Consider the following 22990-nt stretch of genomic DNA (forward strand, 5'->3'; position numbering starts at 1 on the left):
ACGAATGGTCCGGAGACCGTCAAACGAGGGCCGTGGCATAGCCTCACCGGTCATTCGACCGTGATGCGGCGATCGACATAGGAGGCAACCGCCGGATCGGTGGTCGCGAAGATAACCGACCAGGGTTCGTCCTGGGCGCACAGCCGACGCAAAATCGTTTCGCGCAGGGAGGGATTCATGTTGTGCAGGGTGCCGTCGATGATCAGGACCTGCGGCCGGATGACAATGGCGCGGGCGAGCAGGAGGCACAGCGTCTGGCTCAACGTGAATTGATCGCGGTGGCCCGTCACGTGCGTGGCCAGGCCGTCCGAAAAGTGTTCGATCTCTTCGTCGAGTCCCACGAAACGGAGCGCCCACAGAATATCGTTATGGGAAATGGCGGGGCGGCCCAGCGTTAGATTGTCCTCGATCGTCCCTTCGAGCAGCGTGGGCAGCGAGTCCAGCATCAAGCTGCGATAGGGATCGATCGACTCCAGGCTCACTTCGACCAGATTGATATCGTTGTACCTCACCACGCCGCCGGTGGGCGGGAGCAGACCGGCCAGGACCTTGGCCACGGCGGTTTTTTGCACGTTAGACCGGCAGAGCAGGGCGATCTTTTCCCCGGCGACTACGTCCAAATTCAGATGCTCGAACAGTGGGGTCGCATTCGGATGGGCGAAGGAAAGATTGCGCGCGATGACCGAGATTCCTTCCCACCCGAAGTGTCCTGCCGGGACAGTGGCCTTGGCGCCGGGCTCGTCCTGGGGCAGCGAAAAAAAGGCGTTCATTTCCCGGAAGGCTACGAAGGCGAAGAACATGTGCACCATGCGGCGCGCCAGCGTGTCCATGCTCAGGAGGAGTAAGCCTGCTTGCAATTCCGCGGCGGCAAACTGGCCCACGGTCAATTGGCCGGCCGAGACAAGTAGGCCGGCGGTGGCGATCATGCCGGTGTGGCCGGCGACTTGCCAGAACGCCGCCGCTTTGTACTGGCGGCCGGTCAGCAGGTCGGAGCGGCGCTGCCGCACGCGCACGTAGGCCTTGGTCAAGGCGTCCGTTTTCTGCATTAGGAACGGGCTGTGTCCGGCGGCACGCAGGTGAGGGAGATTGGCGGCGATATTTTGCATCCAGTGGTAGATCTCATAATTCAGCCGCGACATTTCGAGCGTGATCAGGAAGCCGCCCCGTCCGAACAGCGTGAGCAGCGCGACGAAACCCACGATCAGCGTGACGTTGTAGAGCAGGAAATAGGGGTGGAACAAGATGAGCATCGACATGCCGATTGTGCCCACGACGGCGACGTTGAAGAGGTCGGAGATCATGGCGACCAGGGCGCGGGTCAGCAGGTCGGCTTCTATGAAGCGGTGCGCATGCTGGGGGAGAAACGAGTCTTCTTTCAGCCGCGGCAGGGTGTCGGTAAAGGCGATGGCGATTCGGGTATAGATCCGCTGCTGGAGCGTTTCGGCGCCGCGTGCTTGGACGACTCGGAAGGCCGCGGCCCCAGTCAGGGCGCAGCCCACGACGAGGGCTAGCGTGAAGATCATGGCCGGCTCGACGGCAAAGGAAAAGGTGCTGACCAACTCCTGCACAGCGATCGGCACGCAGAGCAGGAACATGCCGATTGCCACGGCATACGAAAAGAGGAGGCTGAGCATCTTCCATTCGAGGCGGATGAGCAACCCCAATTGGATGAGGATGTCGTCGAGGATATTGCGGAGTTGATATTGAGGAAATGCAGGGTCCGGTGTGGCCATGACGACAGCTCCTACCAGAGGGTGCGTAGGAGTTATCAGCCCGGGTGAAAACCGCAGGCGGTTCCGGTGAACCCCATCACCGTCAGGAATCTCTCAATGCTTATATACGCCCGTCGTCCGGCCGTCAATAAAGAGGCCGTGAGACGAGCGGGGTATGCGCGAAATCCAGGCCGGTCTAGCGGCGTTGTCCGCACTCGCATCGTCGCGCGGGCCGCGCCCGTCGCGCATTATTTGACGATCGTAAACCGCATCGTGCCGATGAGGCTCATCTCGCTCACCTGTTCGCCGGCGTGGATTTCGACTTTGTAACGCCCCGGCGTCCAGCGTTCGTTCGGCGGGAGTAGTTTTAAATACCCGCTCTCATCTTCCAAGGCCATGTGCATGGCGTCCTCACTGACGATCGTGTCCGGTTTGACGCCGGGTATCCCTTCGGGGAAGCACTGGCCGAATACCTTGAATGCTTGGTAATGCTGATGGAGAGCGAAGACGATGAAGATGGCCGGTGTCTCAGCGGCAAATCGTTCGGTCGGCTTCACTGGGACTATTTCATGCGTCTGGCGAAAGCCCAGTTCTTCCTCAAATCCCTCGGCCATCGTAATGGAACGAAACATTCCCTGCGGGGGGGCATCGAAGTCGTACGGCTTGGTATCTTCCGGCCGATTCTGAAACTCTGGGATGGGGAGATTCTTGGTGATCGGCAGTTCCCCGGCCCAGTTGGAGGCCGGTGCAGCGAGTAGGGTAGTCAGGGTAATGAGAAGGAGGCGGCTCATATGCAAGGTCTGGTACACCTCCTCAATAGTGCGAGTCAAGGTCACGCCTGGACTCTCTTCTAATTTCTCCCCTGGCCCTTCCTTACGAAGGAGGGGAAATCGACCGCGACGAGGCCGCATTTCCCCGATTGCGGCGCTTTCGAGCCGTCTGTTACAATCGCGATTCTTTACCGGGGGCTGGAATGCGTGAGCGCGTTCCAAGACGCCGCTGGAGGAGTGATGCGTTCATCTCACGCTCACATTGTGACGATCCTCACGCGTCTGTTACAAATCTGACTTTTGCCAAGGACTGGAACCACATGAGCACGTTACAAGACGCCGATGCCTTGCCGCAGTTGATCGGGGACTACAAGCCGCTCGATCAGTGGCAAGCCCATCTCAATACGCTGTTCTATCGCCTTCGGGGCGACCAGTTGCGGACCTATTACCAGACGTTCGCGTCGGCGGACTATCGATTAGCGCATGCGTTGGCCGCGGATTACTTCGAGAAGGTGATGAAGCGGGACAAAGCCAAAGGGGCCGCGACAGCTCCGCTCATTGTGCATGAATGGGGCCCGGGAAACGGCAATCTCGCCGCCTGTTTCTTGAGCCACCTGAAAGTGATCGACAAGGCTGGGCAGGTCTATCCGCGCGTCACGTATGTCCTGGTCGATTGGGAGCAGTCGGTTCTGGATCGGGCATTGGCGCATCCGGATCTCGCGCCGCACAACGATCGCGTGGAGGCTCAGCTGGCCACCGTCGATCATGTGTCCGGTGCGGCTGACCAATCCGTCGATCGAATTATTTGCAATGAATTGTGGAATGATCTGCCGACCAAGCTCATGGCGAAGAACGCCGGTGAGATCGAAGAAGAGTTCCTCCGTCCCAACCTGAGCGAATCGCTCCATGCCACTATTCAGGATTGGTCGGGCTTTGTCCGGGCCTTCGAAGCTAAAGACATCGAAACGCTCAAGACCTTTCCGCCCTTCCTCGACGATTTGGTTTGGGAGAAGGAATACCGGAAGGTGGAGTGGAAAGATGTGCCCTATCGCAAGACGATCACCGAATTTCTGAAGACCATCGATGAACAGGTGCTGGTTCCAATCAATCTGGGGGCCTTTGCGACCTTGAAGGAAGCCAAGCGCTTGCTGGCTCCCGGCGCGATCGGGTTCAGTGCGTTCGATGCCGGCACGGCGGATATGCAGGTGCTCAACGATCCGGACAAGCCCTGCTATGGCCAGTTCGGCGGGCAGTACAGCTTCATGATTAATTTTGCGCTGGTCGAGGTGATGGCGAAACATCTGGGGCTAGGCGGAGTCACCATCGAGCCGCAGCGGGAGTTTATCGGCCGGTCGTTGAATACCAATGTCATTACGCTCATGGATCTTCTGGCGACCCATCCATCCGCGGGACCGAAGTTGCAGCCGTGGGAGCAGGATCGTCTGGTGCTGAAGACTATCAAGGCATTGAACGAAGCTTACGAAAGCCCCTATAGCCGCATGCTGGAGTTTCCATTGCAGCAGAACATGCCGAGGGACGAACGGGAAACGTTGAACGGGATGCTGCTTTCGCTCAAGCGCACGGGGGTGCCGGACACCGTGGCCTATCTGACTGAGGAAGAATTGTCCGCGACGTCACGAGATTTGGAAACCGTCGGCTACGATCCCGATACGCTGAACGTGGCGCTCACCGCGCCGCCCAGCCCGATTGAGTATCTTCATTTTCTCTGCCGGTAACGAGAATTCCCGTCAGGCCTTTCCCTAGCCCTTCTTCCGTAAGGAGGGCTAGGCTGACGCGAAACATTCCGGTCCTCGGCTCCCTTTTCTCTTCCCGTCCGCCTCTCTCCCAGAGCCCGTTCCATGAGTTTTCCCTTGACTTGCCATTGAGTTTTCTATAGCCTTCCCCGCGATTTAGGTATCTCTCCCATCTTTCGTACGGGATCTGGGAGAGCGTCGATAAAATTAGACGGACAGCGTGCGCATCGCGAGGTAAGACATGTTTGGCTCCTTCGGCTGGATGGAATTGATGCTGATCTTGATCATCGTGTTGATCATCTTCGGCGCGGGTAAATTGCCGCAACTGGGCGAGGGACTTGGCAAAGCGATCAAGGGATTTAAAAAATCAGTGCACGAAGCCGATGCGATTGATGTGACGCCGGGCGAGCAGCCTTCGATGGCGCCACCGCAAGTGCAGGCGCATGTGATGGGCCAGCCGGAAGCGGCGCCACAGCAGCCGCAGGCCGCGCCGGTCGCGCAGCCCGGACAGACGAAGCAGGGATAACGCAGACGGAACGGGTGACGAGTCACGCGTGACGGGCATGGTGAGAAAAAACGGATTAACCAGAAATAGACGCGTGCCCGGTCATCCGTCGCGCGTCACAGGTTTCCCAGATGTTTGGATTAGGCGCCGGCGAAGTCTTAATTATCCTGGTGATCGCGTTTCTGTTATTTGGGCCCAAGCAGTTGCCTGAAGTCGGGCGTCAGGTCGGGAAGGCCGTCAAGGGGTTCAAGGAGACGGCCGAAGATCTGCGGAAGTCGGTGGAGCCCGAGATCAACATGATTCAGCAGGAAGTGAAGATGGTCGAGCAGGATTTCCAGGCGTCGATGAAAGAGGCGGAAGAGGAAATCAACGCAGCCGGCAAGCAGGCGGAGGACGGGGCCAAGTCCATCAGCCAGTCCGGACAGGCGTAACCCCGAGGCATCGGAGTCTTTGGGGACCGGAGAAAGCGGAACGCGCGACGTCTGACTGAAAGTGAGAAATTGCAAGGCGAAAAATTGATGCTGTGGTAACTACATACGTAGAGCAATGACGGAAGCGAACGGATTTGGCCATCGCGATATCGGCCGGAGTCGGTGCTAGGACATCGTCGTAGTGGAAGTAGTTGGATCTCAAGTCGGCAGCCTGTCTGTGGGAGTGGAGCCAACAGGGGCTGTTATCCAATTCACAGGAGGAACGCTATGAGAAGCATCCAAGGACGGACCAGGCTGGCCAGTATGGCCACCTTCTTCAGCGCGGCCGTAATGGCGGCGGGTATGTCGGTCACGGCAGTCCCGGCCCAAGCGTCGTTTGAACTGCCCGAAGGCGAGAAGATCACGAATCTTCCTGCCATCCCCCGTGCGATTCCGCAAAAGGAAGCGTACGAACTCTACGATCCGAAGATCGGAAAGAATTTCGATCTCAAGAATTTCTGGATCCGCGCGGATGTCCGCGTGCGGCCGGAAATGCGTAACGCGGCTTGCTTCGGCAACACATTTGGCTCAGTGGCCGGTGCTTGTAACACGTTTGGAGCCACCGGTTCACCGGGAGCAAACGGTACCAGAGGACGGGCGAACGACTCGTATGTCCAACAGTGGGTGCGGTTGGGTATCGGGTACGACCTCTCGCCGGACGTGAATTTCTATATGGAATTGATCGACTCGGCCACCTGGGGTGGCAACGGAACAGTCGCAGGCACGAACGGTGCGGCTGGCGTGGATGCGCTCAACCACAATGGATCGACTGCCAACGGCGGCGGCAATAACGGGCGCCTCGGTGTCCGCGCTGCCTATATGTTGGTTCGGAACTTCGCCGGAGTCCAGGGCCTTAGCCTGAAGGCCGGACGCCAGTATATTGTCTTCGGTAACCATTCATTGTTCGGTCACTTCGATTGGGCCAACACCGGTTATTCCCATGACGGTGTGATGTTGCAGTACAGCACCAAGTCCATCGATACCTATTTGGGCTGGTTCAAGACTTCAGAGTCTGATCTTGGTCAGGCTGCCCCGGTCGGCAGTTTGGGCAACAATATTGCCGGCACGACCAACTCTGCCTCTGCTGACGGCGACATGGTGATTTTCTACAACCAAATTAAGGCCGTCCCGGGTTTCCTGATCGAACCCTATTACATTTTCTATCGGAACGGCTTGGCTTCCGGTCAAGTGACTACCGATGTCGCATTTGGCCAGGGTGCGCCGAAGCATGCGAACCAAGTCCGCCACACGGTGGGTAACCGGATCGAAATGCGCAAGGGCAATTTCGATGCGACCAACGAAATAGTGTATCAGTTCGGTTCCATGGGTGATAACGGAGCCGGCAGCGCGTTGGCTGGCGGAGCGGGTGGTTGTCAAAGCAGCGGCCGTTGCTTGAGCATCAATGCCTGGGCGACCAGAAACTGGATCGGCTACACGGCGTACGAAATGGCCTGGAAGCCGCGCTTGGCGTTCAACTTCGACTACGCCTCAGGCGATGGCCGCAACAATTGCGGTCAGGGTGGTGCCGCATCAGGGTCTTGCGGAACGGCCAACACGTTTGAAAACTTCTTCCCGACGAACCACATCCACATGGGTTACATGGATGTCCAAGCCTGGAAGAACATGATGAGCCCCTCGGTGAACTTCCAAGCTCGCCCGAGCAAGGACGATCATGTGGAAATCTGGTACACCAACCTGAACCTCGCGAATGCCCGTGACAACTGGTATCGCGGTGCGCAGGGTGCGTACGTATTCTCGAATATCGACAACACCAAGAAGCATATCGGAGACGAAATCGACGTGGCCTGGACCCATATGATGATGGACGGCAAGCTGTCCTTCCAGGCGGCCTATGGCTACTTGTTTGCCGGCGACTACATTCACCACAACTTGGGCGGCGCCAGCACCAATCAACAATGGGGCTACGTCCAGCTCTGGATGAACTTCTAAGAGAAGTTTGCAAAGCATTTGCTCGTGACGCGCTGATCCGCGTCACGTAGTCAATCCAAGAAGCCCCGCGGGGAGATCCCCCGCGGGGCTTCTGCTTTTCAGGGGACGGACTTCATATGCTGATTTTCATTTCTTTACGCCGCCGCTTGTCCATAGGCGAGCGCTCGTCTATACTTTGCCCGTTCCATCGGCAGGCGGATTGATTCATTCCCGAACACACCGTGCACGATTTACAAAAACAGCTTCGACAGCAGTTCGGTCTTGCCCAGTTTAGGACGGGGCAAGAAGACGTTATGCGGGCCGTTCTGGCCCGTCGCGATGCGCTGGTGGTCATGCCGACAGGCCAGGGCAAATCGCTCTGCTATCAACTTCCTGCGACGTTCTTGCCCGGTTTAACTCTCGTGGTTTCTCCGCTCATCGCCTTGATGCAGGATCAAGTCGAGAGTCTGAAGCAGCGCAAGATTTCCGCCGCCGCGTTTCATTCCGGTTTGACCGAGCAGCAACGGGATAAGGTCATCCAAGGTCTCCACCTTCAAAGTCTCAAGCTGCTCTATGTGGCGCCAGAACGGATTCAGCACGAAGGATTTCTTCGTTTGGTTCGAAAATGTTTGGTATCGCTTCTGGTGGTCGATGAAGCGCATTGCATCTCGCAGTGGGGGCATGATTTCAGACCCGATTATATGAAGCTCGGGCGCCTTCGCCAGGAGCTCAACAATCCGCCCTGCTTGGCGTTGACGGCGACGGCCACGACGCGGGTGCAGGCTGATATCTGTGAACGGTTGACCCTGCGAGACCCGTTGGCAATGGTGACGGGATTCCGTCGGGAAAATCTGGCCTTGTCCGTCCGGCTCTGCTCGTCTCTTGGAGAGAAGCTGACGGAGTTGGATCGCTTGGTTCGGAAATGCGAAACGGGCACTATTGTGATTTATGGTGCCACCCGCCGGACGGTCGAGGACGTCGCGAGCTGGTTAGGACAAACCTATCCTTCCGTCGGCTATTACCATGCCGGGCTCTCCGATGAGGAACGGCGGCTTGTTCACAATGAGTTTCGCCAAGGACAGCTCCGTATTCTCGTCGCGACCAACGCGTTCGGTATGGGCATCGATAAATCGGATGTGCGGCTGGTTGTCCATATCGATATTCCCGGGAGTGTCGAGGCCTACTATCAAGAGGCTGGCCGCGCCGGGCGTGATGGCCTGCCGGCTGCTTGCGTGCTGTTGTTTCACGAGCGAGATCTCTCCACGCAGGAATATTTTATTCAGCAGGCTGCGAAAGATCCGGCGAGCGGCGAGCGCGCGGCTCGTATGCGGACGTTGCTTCGCGAGATGCTGGCCTATGTGTCGATTCGCACCTGCCGCCAGCTGGCGATTCTGGACTACTTCAGCGATGCCGAGGAGCGGGCCATGGGACCCTGCGGTCTGTGTGATCGTTGTGTGAGCGAGGTGCGCGACGTTCCGGCATCCATTCACGACGACACCGCCTGCGCGAAGGCGGTGCTGCAAACTGTCGCCTGGTGTGACGGGCGATTCGGCCTGACGCGTGTCGTGGAGATCCTTCGCGGCAGCCAATCGAAGGTGATCCTGTCGCAAGGTGCCGAGCGCTGTGAGAGTTATGGCTTGTGCCGTGATGCGTCAAAAACGACGGTCACGCACGCGGTGAAGGATTTGATCGAATCGGGCTATCTGGCGGTGATCGGCCAGGAGTATCCCTTGCTCGACCTGACGCGCTTGGGCCGTGAGGTGCTGAACGGGACCCGTGTTCTCGACGCACGACCGCCGGCGATCAAGGGAGCGGTCGGTGCGCGAGCGACCACGTCAGTGACTGAACGGCGGCCGTCTCGTGCGATCGAACTCTCTGTGCCGGGTGATCCCCAGTTGTATGAGCGGCTTCGCCGGCTCAGAACGACACTGGCGGAAGAAGAGGGCGTGGCGCCGTTTGTCATTTTTCATGACAAAACATTGCGCACGATTGCCAGCCACAAGCCGGTCACCCAGGCGGCCTTACTGGAAATCCCTGGCATCGGTGACGCAAAAGTCGAACGCTATGGCCGCCGGGTGCTGGAGATTGTAAACGGGGAGTAAGGAAGCTGTCAGCTTTCAGCCGTCAGTTCTCAGCTTCTATTCCCCTCCTTCGTAAGTGGGGGTGAGGGGAGGTCGAGTGTGCCGATAGTTGTTTTTGCAGGTCCTCAAGCACGCCAGCCAGATTATTCGTAACGTCGCCGTTCAGATAACGGATGACTTGAAGGCCTAGGGAATTGAGGTATGAGTCTCGTTCCTGATCCTTCAGAATTTGCTCGGTGCCGGCATGACTGTCTCCGTCGATTTCAAGAACGAGCGACCGTTCCGGACAATAGAAGTCCACGATGTACGGCCCAATGCCGTGTTGTCGGCGGAACTTGAGCCCCTGCAATTGGCGTGATCGCAACTGTAACCACAACTGCTTCTCCGGTCCGGTCATATCGGAGCGAAGCCGGCGCTTCAGATTTAGAAATCCGGGTTGTCCTTGTTTGGTTCTAGCCATCAATCACAATCATCTCGGCGGTCTCTACCCCACCTGGCCTCCCTTTACAAAGGGGAGGAATAATTAACGGCTGAAAGCTACACCAGATTCCCCGCCTTCGCAAACCGCTCCTGTAGTTCACTGTACGTCTGGGTCACCGGAAAGTTCGGAAACTCTTTTGGCAAGTGATCGGGCGGCCTGAAAAAGAATCCGGCGTCGGCTTCGCCAAGCATGGCCGTGTCGTTATAGGCGTCGCCGGCGGCCATGGTGAAGAAGTTCAATGACTTGAAGGCGGCGACGGAATGTTTTTTCTGATTCGGCATCCGCATGTGATGCGCTGCGATGCGGCCGCTGCCATCGATTTCGAGCTGGTTGCAGAACAGCGTGGGATAACCCAGTTGGCGCATGAGCGGCAGCGCGAATTGATAGAACGTGTCCGAGAGAATAAGCACCTGGCAGCGCTCACGTAACCACGTGACGAAGGCGGGCGCGCCTTCCAGCGGCCCCATCTTGTCGATCACGCTCTGAATATCGGCGATGGTCAATTTGTGCTCGTCGAGGATGGCGAGTCGCCGCTTCATCAGTTTGTCGTAGTCCGGCATTTCCCGAGTCGTAATTTTCAGCTCTTCGATCCCGGTCTTCAGGGCGACATTGATCCAAATTTCCGGCACGAGTACGCCTTCCAAATCCAAACAGGCAATCACTGGTTTCTGCATTCGAGATTCTCCTTTACCGTGTTGTGTCATGTCATCATTTCGGCTGAAACGCCTGGCTCAGGAACCGCCAGACTTTATCGAGTGCGCGATCGAGAATGTGGGTTCCCTGCCAGCGCGGCTGATTCTCCTGCGCGTGGCGGGCGGCCCAATCCAGCGCGGTCGCGAGAGGGATCAGCTTCGGTGGTTGTTCCGTCAGTTCTCCCCACAAGAGGCTCAGGGCCGGTCCGATCCGCACCGGCACCGGCAATGCGGCAATTGGATGTTGCATGGGGTCCTGGCACCACTCGGCCGGTGAGGTCACCAGCAATTCTCGACAGGCTGCCGGGCGGTGTTCGTAGATCGTGCAGACGTCTTGATCCAGAAAGGCGCACGGAAGGCGAAGCGCAAAGTAGGCGCGATTGATCGGTTCCAGCGCGGCGTCGTCCGGCGGGGCGGTCGATTCACCCATCGCGATCAAGTTATTCCAGAGTCCACGGGCCAGCAGGGCCGTCCGCGTGACGGCAAACCGTTGAGCCAGACGGGCGTGTTCCGCTTCCGGCAAGGTCTGCACGTAATCGCGAAGCGCAAAGGCTTCAGGGGCTGAGACCGGGACGAGCATGCGGCAGCAGGCGGCGCAGCCTTTTTGACATGAAACGGCCTGTCCCGCTTCAACGCTTCGGCGCTCTTCCAGGGCCTGGGCTTCTTCTCCCAGTCTCCGCATCATCGGGACAATCGCCGAGACTGGTACGAAGCCGGTCGGGACCTCCACCGCACTGGTTAGTTGCCCTGCCGGTGTGTTGAGTGAAATGTCGTATCGTTCGGTCATCAGCTCTCGATGGTGTCAGATTGGCGCATCATAGAGAAGCCGTTGCCGCAGGGTCAACCGCAGGGCTCTCTTGCTCCCCTTCCGTGGAATGCCGATAATGGCGATTATGCTTTCTGGTCATGTGATCGGTTTGTTGAAAGAATATATGCAGGATTTGGTGGAGCAGGCCAGGCAGGAGACCTCGGCTCAGGAGCGGTTTGGTTTTGCCGCGACGGTCTATCGGCCGGACCATGCCATTTCAGATCTGTTGGCCCTGCTTGATGACCGGATCGAATCTGAAGGCATGCAGGTGGGGTTGCCGGAAGGTTTTCTCCATGAGATCTGGAGTCTTTGCAATCAAGCCAGCGTGCATGTGGCCGATCGCGTGTATGTCGAATCCAATGTCGGATCGGAAGCGGGGAGCAAAGCAAGAACCAGAGAGCTCACGTATCGGGCGTTGCTGGCGTTTATCGAGGCTCGTGGGCGGGCGTCGGCGCAAGGTGAGCAGGGTGTAATGGAATCTTGAGTCGATTCTTGATGTGGAGCCGGAGGTGGCTGGATAGCGGGTGGCAAATCGAAGCGTGCTGCGTTCATAGCTTCCCCGCAAGCCTATATACAGCGATGCCGGCGAGTTCTTCGATCGCTCCCGATATTTCTCGGAAGGCCCACATGGCGGGAAGGACATCGAAGACGGAAATGGTATTCCATCCGTCCAAGGCGCGATTTTTTGCATGAAATCCGCAGGGGTAAGGGATGACGGCGAATCCTTGGGCCCGGAAGAGCGCCACCGCTCTTGGCATGTGGATCGCAGCGGTGACTAAGATAATCGATGCACGGTCACCGAGCAGGTGTTTGGTTCTCGCGGCGTTCTCGTAGGTAGTCCGGGCTTGGCCTTCTATGATGATGGCCGCGGCGGGAACTCCGAGGCGAACGGCCCATTCTTTCATGACGGCCGCCTCCGTGGGCCCTGAGCCAAACACGCGGGCGTCCCCGCCGGTCACGAGGAGCGATGGGGTGATGCCGCGATGGTATAAATCTGCGCCGCAGGCTGTTTGCCGCATGGACTCTTCCGTCAGTTCGGTGCTGGGGCGTAGCGAGCCGGAGTCGCGAATGCCGCTACCTAACACCACGATGGTGCCATTTGCGTCTGGTTCTGGAAGTCCTGATCGAAGGTGTTTCCCTTCCAGCGTGGCTACAAGCAAGTGTGCGATCAGCGGGGATGTGAGGATGAGTAGCAGCGCAATCAGAGCGATGGAGCTCATGCGGATCCAGCGCTGTCGTGCGAGGGAGGGCGGCCGCAAGGCCAACAGCATGGTCAGCCCTGCGAGGGTCACGATCCAGGTGAGCGGGTAGACCCCATACTTGACGAGCTTATAGAGGCCGAAGAAAACGGGAGTCAGTTCCATTGACGTTCCTTGGGGATGGCGGCGGATGTTGGAGTGCGCAGCATAGCAGGAGTCGCAAAAACGACCAAGAGAGGATGCAGGGTATGTCGCGATCACGGCAGTATTGGCTCATGAAATCCGAGCCGTTGGTATTCTCGATTGAGGATCTGGCGCGGGCTCCGAAGCGCACGACCTGTTGGGACGGCGTGCGGAACTATCAGGCCAGAAATTTCATGCGGGCGATGAAGCCGGGTGACCAGGTGTTGTTTTATCACAGCAACGCGAATCCGCCGGCCATCGTGGGGATCGCGGAAGTGGCCGGTGCGGCGTATCCTGATCCAACCCAGTTCGAGCGGAGTCACAAGCATTTTGATCCTGCCAGTGATCCCGCGGCACCGCGCTGGGACATGGTCGACATCCGCTATGTTCGAACCTTTGCTACACCGATTTCGCTCGATTCTCTGAGGACAGAGAAGGCGCTCGTCGGTATGGCGTTGTTGCAGAAGGGGTCGCGCCTGTCGGTTCAGCCGGTGACGAACGGGGAATGGGAGTACATCCTGAAGCTGGCTACGGTGTGATGCCGTCGTGTCTCAGGTCCTGGCCTTGCCTTCGTCGAGATGGCGATGTTGCCAGTCGAGCCAGGCATGTCCGAGCTCGTGCGCGAGAATATAGCGGCGCCTAGTCATCGGGAGGCGCTTTCGAATATATATTGTCCGGTTGTCATCATCCCAGATGCCATCAGCGTTGGCATCGCGCTTATCCATTTCAGTGTCCGTCAGTTGGCGGATTGCAATCTGATAGCCGAAGGGAAGGACGACTCTGGTCGGGATTCGTATCATGCAAGCACGGCTCCTTTATTTGCCCGCTGTGAGACCACAGCATCGGGAGAGGCGGTATTGGCCCTCTCAGGCATTCGGACGGTCAAGGTACGAATACCTTACCACAAAGTTCGAATGCGCCGATGTCATAATAAATTTGCTATATCAATGCGTTACGATTGATTGGTCGTTCCGGTCGCTGCGCTGGAAAGACCGAGAGAGGTTCGTTTAGCAGGTTTCTCTTCAGGATGAACTCGTGTATCATGCCGCCTATGCATCAGGTCACAATCGATGAGATGGTGAAGGCTTTTCCCCAATCGGTCCGGCTGACTGAAGTCAAGATCCGGGATCGCGGAGAGGTCAAAAAACTGGATGCCGGGGATTTGCATTTGCGGACCGGCGACCGAGTCTTGCTCGAAGCTGACGGCGAAGTGACGTACGGAGTGGTCTATGCCGCGCCGTACGAGACGCCGTTCATTCCACCGATGCGCGTGCTGAAACCGATTCTCCGCAAGGCGAACGGAGAGGATGCCGCGCTGGTCTCGCGGCTGGAGCGCTTGTCTCAAGAGGCGCTGACCTATTGCCGGGCGAAGGCCTGCGAGATGAAGCTTCGGCTGAAGCTGGTGGAGGTCTATGGCGCCCTCCAGCGCCGGCAGTTGACCTTTGTGTATACCGCAGATGATCGCATCGATTTCCGTGAGCTCGTGCGTGACCTGGCCAGGCGCTTTGGCGGTCGGATCGAGATGCGCCAAGTTGGGGTGCGTGAAGAGGCGAGAAGGCTCGGTGGACTCGATACCTGCGGCCTGGTGCTCTGCTGCACCAGTTTTCTGACAGAGGTGAAGCCCGTCACCGTGAAGCAAGCCAGAACGATGGGGCTGCAAGTCGAAGATCCTCGGCTGCTCGGCGTCTGTGGACGATTGAAGTGCTGTCTCATGTTCGAAATGATGGACGCGCAGGGTGCGGTGGCGTCGCCCGTTCAGAAACTCATCACGCCCTCACGGCCGACCTCGCCAGCCCGATCTTCCTAACGGCGACGGTCTCGCTCAATCCCGTATTTCATTCCGCATGCTGCGGTGCGTTGTCTGCCGTTGGCCAGATGGGACCGGTCGTACCCGCAAGAGTATCAGGATGCCGCAAGCGATTGAGTGATTCTCGGTCGTGATCTATGCCCTATGGATCGAACTGCCCGACGAAACTATTCCGAATCCTTTTCTGCCCATTCCGCTCTCAGTAGAGTGAACGTTCAAGGAGGAGCAGCAGATCGGTTCCGTGCCGTATTCCAACCCTATATCAGGAGGTCGTACGTGATGAAAAAAGGACTGTTAGTTCTGATCGCGGTGACAGCTATTGGCTGTGCCGGAGTGGCGCCCCAGAAGGCGATGAGCGGAGAGCCGAAATCACCGGTTGAAGGGTTCGACATCCACGTGCAGGCTCCTCACTTGATGCCCAACGGAGAACCCGGTGGACCGTTCCATCACTATTGCAAGGGAATCTCCGATAAGATTCTCCAATGTCTTCTATTCGACTCCACGGATCCCAAGGCCAAGCTCGTCGCGATTGAGTATTTCGTTTCAAAAGACCTGACTCGAAAGTTGCCTGCCATTCAGTGGCACCGGCATTTCCACGATCACAAGGTCGAGATTGCCACGGGCCGCGTCCAGATTCTTGACATGCCAGCCGATCAAGCCGCGAAAGTGGCGGAAGTCGCCGCCGGGACCGATGGCGTGATCTACCACTTGTGGCAGCACGGACAGGAATTTCCGGACGGCTCGGTGAGCTTCCCGCAGTCACTCGGGCACAGCTTCCCCGGTCATTCTGACAAGTAGGCAATTGTTGAAGGGCCAGCTCCGTCTGTATTGACGCGGGCTGGCCCCTTCCCAAGTTTTCGCCGCGCGGGCCGAATTCCATTGCGGAGGGAGAGGGACTGTCATGATGATGCCGTGTTATCGGTATTGGGTGCTGCTGGGCCTGTTTATCATGGTCATGATCGGACAAGGCCCTATCGTGGCGTCTGCGACTGAATCGGCAGTACTCAAACCCCGTGTCCCGGCCGACAAAATTGATGAAGCGAGGACCTGGTCCAACCCGTTCGAGGCGACGCCCGAGAATATCAACAAGGGACAGGCCCTGTTTCATGGCAAGGCGTTTTGTGTGACCTGTCATGGGAAAGACGGCAAGGGGTTGGGCGATATTCCGGGGCTCGTCGGAAAACTCCCGCGGAATTTCACCGACAAGATTTGGCAGGCTGCTCGTACGGACGGTGAGCTCATCTGGATTCTCAAGAATGGGAGTCCGGGTACCGATATGGCCTCATTTGTTCCGCTGGTTCTTACCGAAGAAGAAGCCTGGCATGTCCTGCTCTACGTGCGATCCTTCGGACAGCCGTAGTCTGAGCGGCCGGGCTCGGTTTCTTTCCCGCCGAGCGTGCGTCTTCGCGGTCATTTGTTTCGCTCTGCTCGGTGCTCCTGGTCGCGCGATGGCTGAATGGACGGCCACCGCTGGGACTAAAGTCCTCTATACTGACAACGTATTCGAACTCTCGTCCTCGCGGCGCCTGGCGATGGCTGAAGATCCTAGTCAACCGGTGGTCGTGCCTGTCGATAAAGCCAGCGATGTGGTGTGGGAACCGTCGATCGATCTTCGCCACCGCTCGCGCCCGACAAATCTTGGCGATACGGAAGTATCGGTGAAAGCCGCGGGTTTCCTATTCACAGACCATCCAATTTTCAATCACGGTAACTACCGTATCCAGCTGAAGCAGGCGCTGGATGCCGATACGTCCATTCTGATCCGATACCGGTTTGTTCCGAATCTCTTTCTCGGCCCCAATACGGAACGCCGGACTGGGCTTCGCCTTCCCGAAGAAGAGCGCGTGACCTCCCATGTGTGGCGCGTGCAGCTTGAACGGCGGTTGTCGGATACGTTAGTCGGGACGCTCGTTGGTCGGTATGGCTTGCGGCGATTTAATGACGTGTTTGCCGAGCGCGATACCGCCTTCTGGAGCGCGGGGCCGCAAGTAGAGTGGCTGGTACTGCCGCGGGTCACGCTCAGCCTGGCCTACTTGTTTGAACAGGGCCTGGCCGACGGACGCGAGCAAACCCAATTTAGAGACGACGTCTCCTATCGCCAGCATTTTACGTCGATCGGCGCTACGGTACAGATCTCTGAGCCGCTCTCTTTGGTCGTCGGGTATGCGTACCGGCGCAAAGAATTTACGAGTGAGATTGTGGGTGATTCGAATCGCGGGGCTGTGGATACCACTCACCAAGGCTCTGCGGAGTTCCAATATCGGCTTTCTGACGCAGCGATCATGACGCTGGGCGTGCAGCGCTCACAGCGCGTGTCCAATATGGCCAGCCGAGAGTATTTCAATACCAATATCTCTCTGGGGGTACAGTATCGCTTCTAGAGGGCAGGATGTGAGCTGTAACAGGCAAGACAGAGCCTGATCTACCCAAGCCGTGCCGGCGGCTTGCCGACATGAAGAGCGAACAGAATAATTTGGAGAAAATCGAGAAGGGTTTTGGTGGGCCGTGTAGGGGTCGAACCTACGGCCCGCTGATTAAGAGTCAGCTGCTCTACCAACTGAGCTAACGGCCCACCTAGGATATGTGCGATGCAGAGGTCTTTGTGCGGTCGTGTTCCTCGCCGGTGCTTGCTGATGGTGCGCCTGACAGGATTTGAACCTGTGGCCCTCAGCTCCGGAGGCTGATGCTCTATCCAGCTGAGCTACAGGCGCTCCCGTAAGCAAGGACTGGCACCTTACCACAGGGCGAAAGTCTCTGTCTAGGCGGAGCGTGAAGGAGGCAGAAGGGCTTCTTGGGGGAGGAAGGCATAGGGGAGCAGGAGTTCCTCGCCCGGGCATTGCAGTTTCAGGCGGAGCGTCGTCAATTGTTGGGACTCTTCTCCTGCCAGGCGGTCTTCTTCTTCTCGAAATGGAGGGGACAGGCGAATGATTGGGACGGCAGTTTGAATGTCGCAGGCGCCTTCGACGCATCCGTCTTGCTCCGGCGGGATGCCCATGGAGCGACAGGTGAGCGGCCGAAAGGCATAGACCTCGCAATGTCCGTCTGCGCTGAGTGCGGGGCAGGGCATGTCTTGGAATTGCTCGGCCACTTGCTCGGTGAGGTGGTCGGGCCAACCGTCCAGCAGTGGTGAGCTGGTCAGGTTTGGGAATTGGCTTTCGATAGTCGCTACCTGATCTTGAGCCTTCTGTTGGATGGCCCGGCGTTGCGTGTCCGGAAGACGGACGAGTCCTTCTTGGAGATGTTGTCGATCGAGGATCGTGACGGGAAACGTGCCGATGCAGCAATGGCAACAGCCCTGACGACAGGGCAGCTGTCCTAAGAGGGCTGCCGCAGCCCGCTCGAACCAGTGCGAGGTTTTGTCGGAAAGTGAAGAGGGCCTGGTCGGCGGTGTCGGTCTGTTCGACACAACGGTTTATTCTTCCGGTGGGGACATGTCGACAATGAGGTCGCCCTTGGGTGAGTAAAAACCCTGGTCGTTGATCTGGACGATGCCGTTGCACTGTTCCTGGTAGAACTCCAGAATCCAGCCGTTAAAGTCATAGCCCTCGTCGGTCATATCGTCTTTTATAAAACGGGTAGTGAGAATGAACTGCGCCCGATTGACGAATTCAAGGGCGAGCTGGGCTTCAATATCTTCATAGGCCGTCAGTAGATCCCGGAATCGTGTTTGCTCCTGCTCGAACACGTCCTGATAGGTGCCGCGATCCCGCACGCAAAATATTTGAACCGGTTTGCGGTCGCGGTGATAACCAAGCGAGATTTGGACCCAGGCCCACTCATCCAGGGCGGCGTCATCGATGTTCTTTGGCACAATAGGAGTCTGACCGCGGGCTTTTAGGAAATCGATCAAGAGCCGGAGCGGCGGCGAATTCTCTTTCTGGCAGAATACGCGAGAATATACAAAGTTTTCAGCCTGTTCCGTTGAGTCTGCTTGCGCAGATGCGGGTAGAATCGGAAGTTCTCTGCCCATGATCATCCTTTCACTGGAGCTCGTATTTCTGCGCTGTCTGGCCTCTCTGGCCGGAGGCGTTTCAGTACTTTACGCCGGGGTCTCTTTGAACTGCAAGAGGGCACTGTAGGCATTTCCCCACGCCTGGCCTGTGTTTTTCTCGTTGACAGCCTGGGGACTCTTGGCTACACTCTCGCGGGTTTTCATGGTGGGAGTGTTGTTGAAGGGCCTTTCGCCAGACGATTCTACGTTTAGCGTGTTCTCAGAGAGGCGAGTCAACATTCGATTTGTGGTTTTTCTTCTTCTCACTTTCTAAGGAGGTTCCCGAATGGCAAAATCAATGACGAAGTCGCAGATTGCCGACTACATGGCCCAAAAAGCAGGTTTGACCAAGAAGGCCGCTGTCCAGATGATGGACGATTTCGCCGCCTTGGCCTATCGTGAAGCGAAGAATGTCTTCACGGTACCCGGTATCGGCAAGTTGGTGTTGGCGAACCGCAAAGCCCGGATGGGCCGGAATCCGCAGACCGGTGAGCCGATCAAGATCCCGGCCAAGCGAGTGGTCAAGTTCCGCGTCGCGAAGGTGGCCAAGGACGCAATCCTCGGAAAGAAGTAATCGAGGTATTTCCGTCCGGCATCGGTGCAGCGCCATGATGCTCTCAGGGGCTTCATCCGCTGCAGATGGCGACAGAAGCAAGGGCTGGCTTCCCTACTCGGAGGCCAGCCCTTTGTATTTTGGTATTTTGCGCAAGACGCAACGATGTTTCAGGAATGCGAGGGGGCCAGGCCGCTCCCGCCCATGCCGTCGTGGCCAACCAGTCTAATGGCGTCGCCATCTTGCACGAGCGAGTCTTCACTCGCGATGCGTTTGTTAATTGTGACCAGCACTTTCTTTTCCCGCAGCAGTTGCAGTAAATGGCGGAGTTGAAAGCCTTGGCGTTGAATAACCTGACGGACGGTGAGTGACGTCGGAATCTCGCAGGCCATGTCTCGCTCGCCGTCGGCGGTTTGTAGTTGACCGGTCAGAGTAATGGTCACCATCGGTGCCGCTCCTTCGTATGCTGGTGTTCAGGTGTGTCTCGCGGGTAGGCGTTGACTCAGTCGCGCCGCATCCCGATAATAGCGCTATTATGCAATCGTTGGATATCTATAATCCCGGCATGCCGGATTTGCAGTTCGTCCTGTTCGTATCGGCGCTGTGCACGTCCGATCTCCCGACGTTGAATATCCCCCAGCCTGTGAGAGACGAGCTCTTTGAGCGCTGTTGGGCGCTAGTGCATACGGGGCCGCCACCGGTCTCGAAGCGCGAGCGCGTGTTGGATCTTCGCCATGGGAACGATCTCACACTGGATGCCTGCATGGAAGCGATCCAATCGATCTTGGGCGATGCCGGGATCACCACGATTACATGGGATCATCCGCCAAGCCCGCCCACGAGGTCCAGTACGCCGGAAGCCCAGCCGTTAATCGACCGGCTTCAGCAACTGTACCCCGACCAGCCTGACGTTGTCGATCCGGATGGCGGGCATGCAGGTTAGCGCGACGCCGTTGGAAGGTCTGCTGGTGATCGAGACGAAGCTCTGGCGCGATGCGCGCGGGGCTTTCGTGGAGACGTATCATCAGGAGCGCTATCGAGAGGCGGGCATCGGGGCGACATTTGTGCAGGACAATTTTTCCTGGTCGCACGCGAATGTATTGCGGGGGTTGCACTATCAGCTCAGTCGTCCCCAAGGAAAGCTGGTGATGGTGGTAGAGGGGCGGGTGTTCGATGTGGCGGTCGACATTCGAGCGGGATCGCCGACGTTCGGACAATGGCATGGGGTCGAACTGTCGGCTGAAAACGGGCGACAGCTCTATATTCCTTCAGGCTATGCGCATGGGTTTTGCGTGTTGAGCGAGCGGGCCGGATTCATGTATCGGTGTACGGACTACTATATTCCGTCGGATGAACGGGGCATTCGTTGGAACGATCCGCAGCTGGCCATCGACTGGCCGGCCGTGAATCCTGTGGTATCCCAGAAAGATCAAGCCTACAAGACACTGGCCGAGATGCAGCTGGAGCTGCCGCAGTGGATAGCTGCGTGATAAGCCGCGTCACCCGTTGAACCCCACGCGCGGGCTATGTTATACGCCGTACCGTCAATGCAGAGGGTGATCATCACGAACGCTCGTAATTTGTCGTCATAGAAGGAGGACGCTATGGGGAAGAGTTTAAAGGGAACCAAGAGCCACGAAAATTTGAAGGGCGCATTTGCCGGCGAATCGCAGGCCAATCGTCGCTATCTTTATTTTGCGCGCCGTGCCGATATCGAAGGCTATCCGGATGTGGGCGGGTTGTTCCGCGATACGTCGGAGGCCGAGACCGGCCATGCGTTCGGCCATCTGGACTTCTTGAAGGAAGTCGGGGATCCGGTCACTGGAGTGCCGATCGGCAATACCGAAGACAATCTCAAGTCGGCGATCGAAGGGGAAACCTACGAGTACACCCAGATGTATCCCGGGATGGCCAAGACCGCGCGGGATGAAGGATTTGCCGAGCTGGCCGAGTGGTTCGAGACGTTGGCCAAGGCCGAGCGCTCGCATGCCAACCGGTTCCAGAAGGGGCTCGACGGCTTGAAGCCGGTCTAATCGGGTCATAGGTAATTGGAACGAAGGGTGGGTCGGGCCGGGGCCTGATCCACCCTTCGTCTTTTCCGCCTTGTGTTCTATCCGATCAACAGGAGACAATACCCGTCGTGAAAGGCTTAAGTCTGATTCAGCCGGTCGATCCCGCGCAATTGGCGAAGGATACGTTGCGCGTCTATGAGATTTGCGACGGATGCCGCCGCTGCTTCAATTTGTGTCCGTCCTTTAGCACGCTTCTAGACGGAATTGATCGGCACGACGGCCAGGTAGAGCAGGTGATGTCGGCCGAGCATCAGCAGGTGGTGGACGAGTGTTACTACTGCAAGCTCTGTTACAACCACTGTCCCTATACGCCGCCGCACCAGTATGCGTTGGATTTCCCCAAGCTTATGGTGTTGTGGAAGCAGCGGTATGCTGTTGAACGGGGGGTGCGCTGGCGGGATTGGCTGTTGATCCAGACCGATTTCATCGGGCGACTCTCGACGATCTCTGCCCGGCTGTCCAATTGGGCATTGGGACTGAAGAGCGTGCGCCGGGTGATGGAGATTGTGGTGGGAGTCCATCGCGATCGGAAGATCATGCATTTCTCCACCGAGACATTCCCGCGATGGTTTCAGCGCCGCCCGCAACCGGCGCCGGCGAAAGCGCCTCAGAAGAAAGTGGCGCTGTTCGCCAGTTGCCTGGTGAACTACCAGGCGTCGGATGTCGGGAAGGCGACGGTGCAGGTCTTGGAAAAGAATGGCGTTCACGTGGTGGTGCCTGAGCAGCAATGTTGCGGGATGCCCTCGTTCGATATCGGAGATACCGGCGCCATGCAGAAAGCCGCCCAGGCGAACCTTCGCTCTCTGCTGCCCTGGGTCGAGCAGGGGTATGATGTTGTGGTGCCCGTGCCGAGTTGCAGTTTGATGCTCAAACGGGAGTATCCAGAATTGCTCGGCGGCGACGCGCCACAAAAAGTGAGTTCAAAGACGTTCGATGTCTGCGAGTATCTGATGAAGCTCAAGCGGGAAGGCGTGCTCGCCACTGATTTTGTGAACAAGCCAGGCCGGGTGGCGTATCAGATCCCTTGCCATCTCCGCGATCAGAATATCGGTTTCAAATCAAAAGAGTTGATGGAGTGTGCCGGGGCGCAGGTCGAGGTCATCGAAAAATGCTCCGGCCATGACGGATCCTGGTCGGCTAAAACGGAATTTTTCCCGCTCTCGATGATCGTTGCCAAGAAAGCGGTGCAGGCCATCGAGCAGGTGCCGGCCGATCTCGTGGCGTCCGACTGTCCGTTGGCCGGTCTTCAGCTGGATCAGGCCGGAGCGCCGGCGCATGTGGGCGGGAAAGCGACGAAGCATCCGATACAGATTGTCCGCGATGCTTATGGGTTGTCGTCATGAATGCGTTGATGTTCAGCGATATTCTTCCCTATGCCGACTACGAGCGGCAACGCGAAGGGTATCGTGCCCGCATCATCGAATTGAAGAAACGCCGCCGGATCTCAATCGGACCGCTGATCACGCTGGTGTTCGAAAATCGGGAGACGCTGCTGTTTCAGATTCAGGAGATGGTGCGTGTCGAGCAAATCTTTGATCCGGCCAAGGTGCAAGAAGAGTTGGATGTCTACAGTGCGTTGCTTCCGACGGTAGGTGAATTGAGCGCGACGTTGTTGATCGAAATCACCGATGACGCCAGAATGAAAGAATGGCTTGATGCCTTCATGGGGCTGGATCATGGACAGAAGGTGGCTCTCACGGTTGGGAGTGAGCGTCTGTATGCCGAGTTCGAAGGCGGTCATAGCCACGAGACGAAGATCAGCGCCGTACATTTTGTCCGCTTCCAGGTGCCGCCATCGGTAAAGGATTTGCTGGCGGATTTGCGCGTGCCGGTGATGCTGTCCGTGCACCATGGCGTATATCAGGCGGACGCGCCGGTTCCCGGCAGTATGCGAGAAGAATGGTTGAAGGATCTCACAGTCCGCTGAAAAGGACCGTCAGCAGCCTTGCCGAACGACCTTTGGAACCAGTCTGGAAGAAATGA

Annotated in this window: 27 protein-coding genes, 2 tRNA genes and 1 riboswitch; of the genes, 17 read left to right on the top strand and 12 right to left on the bottom strand. The window is 57.6% G+C overall.

Translation table 11 applies throughout. The features are described 5' to 3' along the window. Nucleotides 1-50: 50 nt before the first annotated feature. Together NITLEN_RS08830 and NITLEN_RS08835 are read right to left on the bottom strand one after the other, a co-directional pair. Nucleotides 51-1733 carry an ATP-binding cassette domain-containing protein gene (locus NITLEN_RS08830; protein WP_121989225.1) on the bottom strand — a complete coding sequence of 561 codons (1683 nt, stop codon included), beginning with the start codon at nucleotides 1731-1733 and terminating at the stop codon, nucleotides 51-53. A gap of 19 nt (nucleotides 1734-1752) precedes the next feature. Beyond that, nucleotides 1753-1823, bottom strand: a riboswitch (Fluoride riboswitch). A gap of 137 nt (nucleotides 1824-1960) precedes the next feature. Then, nucleotides 1961-2548 (bottom strand): hypothetical protein, encoded by a 588-nt coding sequence (locus NITLEN_RS08835; protein WP_121989226.1) that lies wholly within the window; start codon nucleotides 2546-2548, stop codon nucleotides 1961-1963. Nucleotides 2549-2802: 254 nt separating this feature from the next. Here NITLEN_RS08835 and NITLEN_RS08840 point away from each other — a divergent pair, with 254 nt between their 5' ends. The 5 genes from NITLEN_RS08840 (at nucleotide 2803) to NITLEN_RS08860 (ending at nucleotide 9242) form a co-directional block, all read left to right on the top strand. Further along, entirely contained in the window at nucleotides 2803-4218 is a 1416-nt protein-coding gene (locus NITLEN_RS08840) for an SAM-dependent methyltransferase (RefSeq protein WP_121989227.1), read from the top strand. A 259-nt stretch (nucleotides 4219-4477) separates the two neighbouring features. Then, entirely contained in the window at nucleotides 4478-4762 is a 285-nt protein-coding gene (gene tatA, locus NITLEN_RS18550; RefSeq protein ID WP_121989228.1) for a twin-arginine translocase TatA/TatE family subunit, read from the top strand. 110 nt (nucleotides 4763-4872) lie between these two features. Next, nucleotides 4873-5172, top strand: a complete 300-nt coding sequence (tatA, locus tag NITLEN_RS08850) for a twin-arginine translocase TatA/TatE family subunit (protein ID WP_121989229.1) — start codon at nucleotides 4873-4875, stop codon at nucleotides 5170-5172. A 267-nt stretch (nucleotides 5173-5439) separates the two neighbouring features. Next, a complete protein-coding gene (locus tag NITLEN_RS08855) occupies nucleotides 5440-7161 on the top strand; it encodes an alginate export family protein (protein ID WP_121989230.1) in 1722 nt (573 codons plus the stop codon). Between the two features lie 221 nt (nucleotides 7162-7382). After that, nucleotides 7383-9242, top strand: coding sequence for a RecQ family ATP-dependent DNA helicase (locus tag NITLEN_RS08860; protein WP_121989231.1), 1860 nt, complete (start codon nucleotides 7383-7385; stop codon nucleotides 9240-9242). Nucleotides 9243-9264: 22 nt separating this feature from the next. Here the strand turns inward: NITLEN_RS08860 and NITLEN_RS08865 are convergent, their stop codons facing one another. From NITLEN_RS08865 to NITLEN_RS08875, 3 genes are all read right to left on the bottom strand, one after another. Next, a complete protein-coding gene (locus tag NITLEN_RS08865; protein WP_121989232.1) occupies nucleotides 9265-9681 on the bottom strand; it encodes an endonuclease domain-containing protein in 417 nt (138 codons plus the stop codon). 77 nt (nucleotides 9682-9758) lie between these two features. Continuing rightward, nucleotides 9759-10376 (bottom strand): bifunctional phosphoserine phosphatase/homoserine phosphotransferase ThrH, encoded by a 618-nt coding sequence (thrH, locus tag NITLEN_RS08870; protein ID WP_121989233.1) that lies wholly within the window; start codon nucleotides 10374-10376, stop codon nucleotides 9759-9761. Between the two features lie 34 nt (nucleotides 10377-10410). Continuing rightward, on the bottom strand, nucleotides 10411-11181 hold the full coding sequence (locus NITLEN_RS08875) for a YkgJ family cysteine cluster protein (RefSeq protein WP_121989234.1): 771 nt from the start codon (nucleotides 11179-11181) through the stop codon (nucleotides 10411-10413). Nucleotides 11182-11278: 97 nt separating this feature from the next. Between NITLEN_RS08875 and NITLEN_RS08880 the strand changes: the two genes are divergently transcribed. Then, nucleotides 11279-11686, top strand: coding sequence for a hypothetical protein (locus tag NITLEN_RS08880; protein WP_181416741.1), 408 nt, complete (start codon nucleotides 11279-11281; stop codon nucleotides 11684-11686). Between the two features lie 64 nt (nucleotides 11687-11750). Here NITLEN_RS08880 and NITLEN_RS08885 read toward each other — a convergent pair whose 3' ends face one another. Continuing rightward, the gene (locus tag NITLEN_RS08885; RefSeq protein ID WP_121989235.1) at nucleotides 11751-12566 is read right to left on the bottom strand and encodes a YdcF family protein; all 816 of its coding nucleotides are present in this window, start codon (nucleotides 12564-12566) and stop codon (nucleotides 11751-11753) included. A gap of 83 nt (nucleotides 12567-12649) precedes the next feature. Here NITLEN_RS08885 and NITLEN_RS08890 point away from each other — a divergent pair, with 83 nt between their 5' ends. Further along, nucleotides 12650-13123 carry an EVE domain-containing protein gene (locus tag NITLEN_RS08890; protein WP_121989236.1) on the top strand — a complete coding sequence of 158 codons (474 nt, stop codon included), beginning with the start codon at nucleotides 12650-12652 and terminating at the stop codon, nucleotides 13121-13123. Between the two features lie 12 nt (nucleotides 13124-13135). On the opposite strand, the gene NITLEN_RS08895 is transcribed toward NITLEN_RS08890, so the two are convergent. Then, on the bottom strand, nucleotides 13136-13384 hold the full coding sequence (locus NITLEN_RS08895) for an ImmA/IrrE family metallo-endopeptidase (RefSeq protein ID WP_121989237.1): 249 nt from the start codon (nucleotides 13382-13384) through the stop codon (nucleotides 13136-13138). 242 nt (nucleotides 13385-13626) lie between these two features. Here NITLEN_RS08895 and NITLEN_RS08900 point away from each other — a divergent pair, with 242 nt between their 5' ends. From NITLEN_RS08900 to NITLEN_RS08915, 4 genes are all read left to right on the top strand, one after another. Then, nucleotides 13627-14391 (top strand): PSP1 domain-containing protein, encoded by a 765-nt coding sequence (locus tag NITLEN_RS08900; RefSeq protein ID WP_181416742.1) that lies wholly within the window; start codon nucleotides 13627-13629, stop codon nucleotides 14389-14391. 279 nt (nucleotides 14392-14670) lie between these two features. Continuing rightward, nucleotides 14671-15189, top strand: coding sequence for a DUF1264 domain-containing protein (locus NITLEN_RS08905; protein WP_121989239.1), 519 nt, complete (start codon nucleotides 14671-14673; stop codon nucleotides 15187-15189). Nucleotides 15190-15292: 103 nt separating this feature from the next. Beyond that, nucleotides 15293-15751: a c-type cytochrome gene (locus NITLEN_RS08910; RefSeq protein WP_245924419.1), complete on the top strand. Its 459-nt coding sequence runs from the start codon at nucleotides 15293-15295 to the stop codon at nucleotides 15749-15751. An 88-nt stretch (nucleotides 15752-15839) separates the two neighbouring features. Continuing rightward, nucleotides 15840-16772: a porin family protein gene (locus tag NITLEN_RS08915; protein WP_121989240.1), complete on the top strand. Its 933-nt coding sequence runs from the start codon at nucleotides 15840-15842 to the stop codon at nucleotides 16770-16772. A gap of 115 nt (nucleotides 16773-16887) precedes the next feature. On the opposite strand, the gene NITLEN_RS08920 is transcribed toward NITLEN_RS08915, so the two are convergent. The 4 genes from NITLEN_RS08920 to NITLEN_RS08935 all read right to left on the bottom strand — a co-directional run bounded on the left by NITLEN_RS08920 (nucleotide 16888) and on the right by NITLEN_RS08935 (nucleotide 18361). Then, nucleotides 16888-16963: transfer RNA gene (locus tag NITLEN_RS08920), tRNA-Lys, on the bottom strand. Between the two features lie 62 nt (nucleotides 16964-17025). After that, nucleotides 17026-17102 (bottom strand) — tRNA-Arg (locus tag NITLEN_RS08925). A 47-nt stretch (nucleotides 17103-17149) separates the two neighbouring features. Continuing rightward, entirely contained in the window at nucleotides 17150-17797 is a 648-nt protein-coding gene (locus NITLEN_RS08930; protein WP_121989241.1) for a YkgJ family cysteine cluster protein, read from the bottom strand. A gap of 6 nt (nucleotides 17798-17803) precedes the next feature. Further along, nucleotides 17804-18361, bottom strand: a complete 558-nt coding sequence (locus tag NITLEN_RS08935; protein ID WP_121989242.1) for a hypothetical protein — start codon at nucleotides 18359-18361, stop codon at nucleotides 17804-17806. A gap of 307 nt (nucleotides 18362-18668) precedes the next feature. On the opposite strand from NITLEN_RS08935, the gene NITLEN_RS08945 reads away from it, so the two are divergent. After that, nucleotides 18669-18956 carry an HU family DNA-binding protein gene (locus tag NITLEN_RS08945; protein ID WP_121989244.1) on the top strand — a complete coding sequence of 96 codons (288 nt, stop codon included), beginning with the start codon at nucleotides 18669-18671 and terminating at the stop codon, nucleotides 18954-18956. A gap of 149 nt (nucleotides 18957-19105) precedes the next feature. On the opposite strand, the gene NITLEN_RS08950 is transcribed toward NITLEN_RS08945, so the two are convergent. Then, a complete protein-coding gene (locus tag NITLEN_RS08950) occupies nucleotides 19106-19381 on the bottom strand; it encodes a MoaD/ThiS family protein (protein ID WP_121989245.1) in 276 nt (91 codons plus the stop codon). Between the two features lie 89 nt (nucleotides 19382-19470). Between NITLEN_RS08950 and NITLEN_RS08955 the strand changes: the two genes are divergently transcribed. The 5 genes from NITLEN_RS08955 (at nucleotide 19471) to NITLEN_RS08975 (ending at nucleotide 22934) form a co-directional block, all read left to right on the top strand. Beyond that, nucleotides 19471-19878, top strand: coding sequence for a hypothetical protein (locus NITLEN_RS08955; RefSeq protein WP_121989246.1), 408 nt, complete (start codon nucleotides 19471-19473; stop codon nucleotides 19876-19878). Then, nucleotides 19868-20425, top strand: a complete 558-nt coding sequence (gene rfbC / locus NITLEN_RS08960) for a dTDP-4-dehydrorhamnose 3,5-epimerase (RefSeq protein WP_121989247.1) — start codon at nucleotides 19868-19870, stop codon at nucleotides 20423-20425. The genes NITLEN_RS08955 and rfbC overlap by 11 nt, the downstream gene beginning before the upstream one ends. Before the next feature lie 114 nt (nucleotides 20426-20539). Further along, nucleotides 20540-20968, top strand: coding sequence for a rubrerythrin family protein (locus NITLEN_RS08965; protein ID WP_121989248.1), 429 nt, complete (start codon nucleotides 20540-20542; stop codon nucleotides 20966-20968). A gap of 107 nt (nucleotides 20969-21075) precedes the next feature. After that, nucleotides 21076-22350: a heterodisulfide reductase-related iron-sulfur binding cluster gene (locus tag NITLEN_RS08970; protein WP_121989249.1), complete on the top strand. Its 1275-nt coding sequence runs from the start codon at nucleotides 21076-21078 to the stop codon at nucleotides 22348-22350. Next, the gene (locus tag NITLEN_RS08975; protein WP_121989250.1) at nucleotides 22347-22934 is read left to right on the top strand and encodes a DUF3501 family protein; all 588 of its coding nucleotides are present in this window, start codon (nucleotides 22347-22349) and stop codon (nucleotides 22932-22934) included. Before NITLEN_RS08970 ends, NITLEN_RS08975 begins: the two co-directional genes overlap by 4 nt. The last annotated feature ends 56 nt before the right edge of the window (nucleotides 22935-22990 follow it).

The organism is Nitrospira lenta (genome assembly GCF_900403705.1).
GTDB lineage: Bacteria > Nitrospirota > Nitrospiria > Nitrospirales > Nitrospiraceae > Nitrospira_D > Nitrospira_D lenta.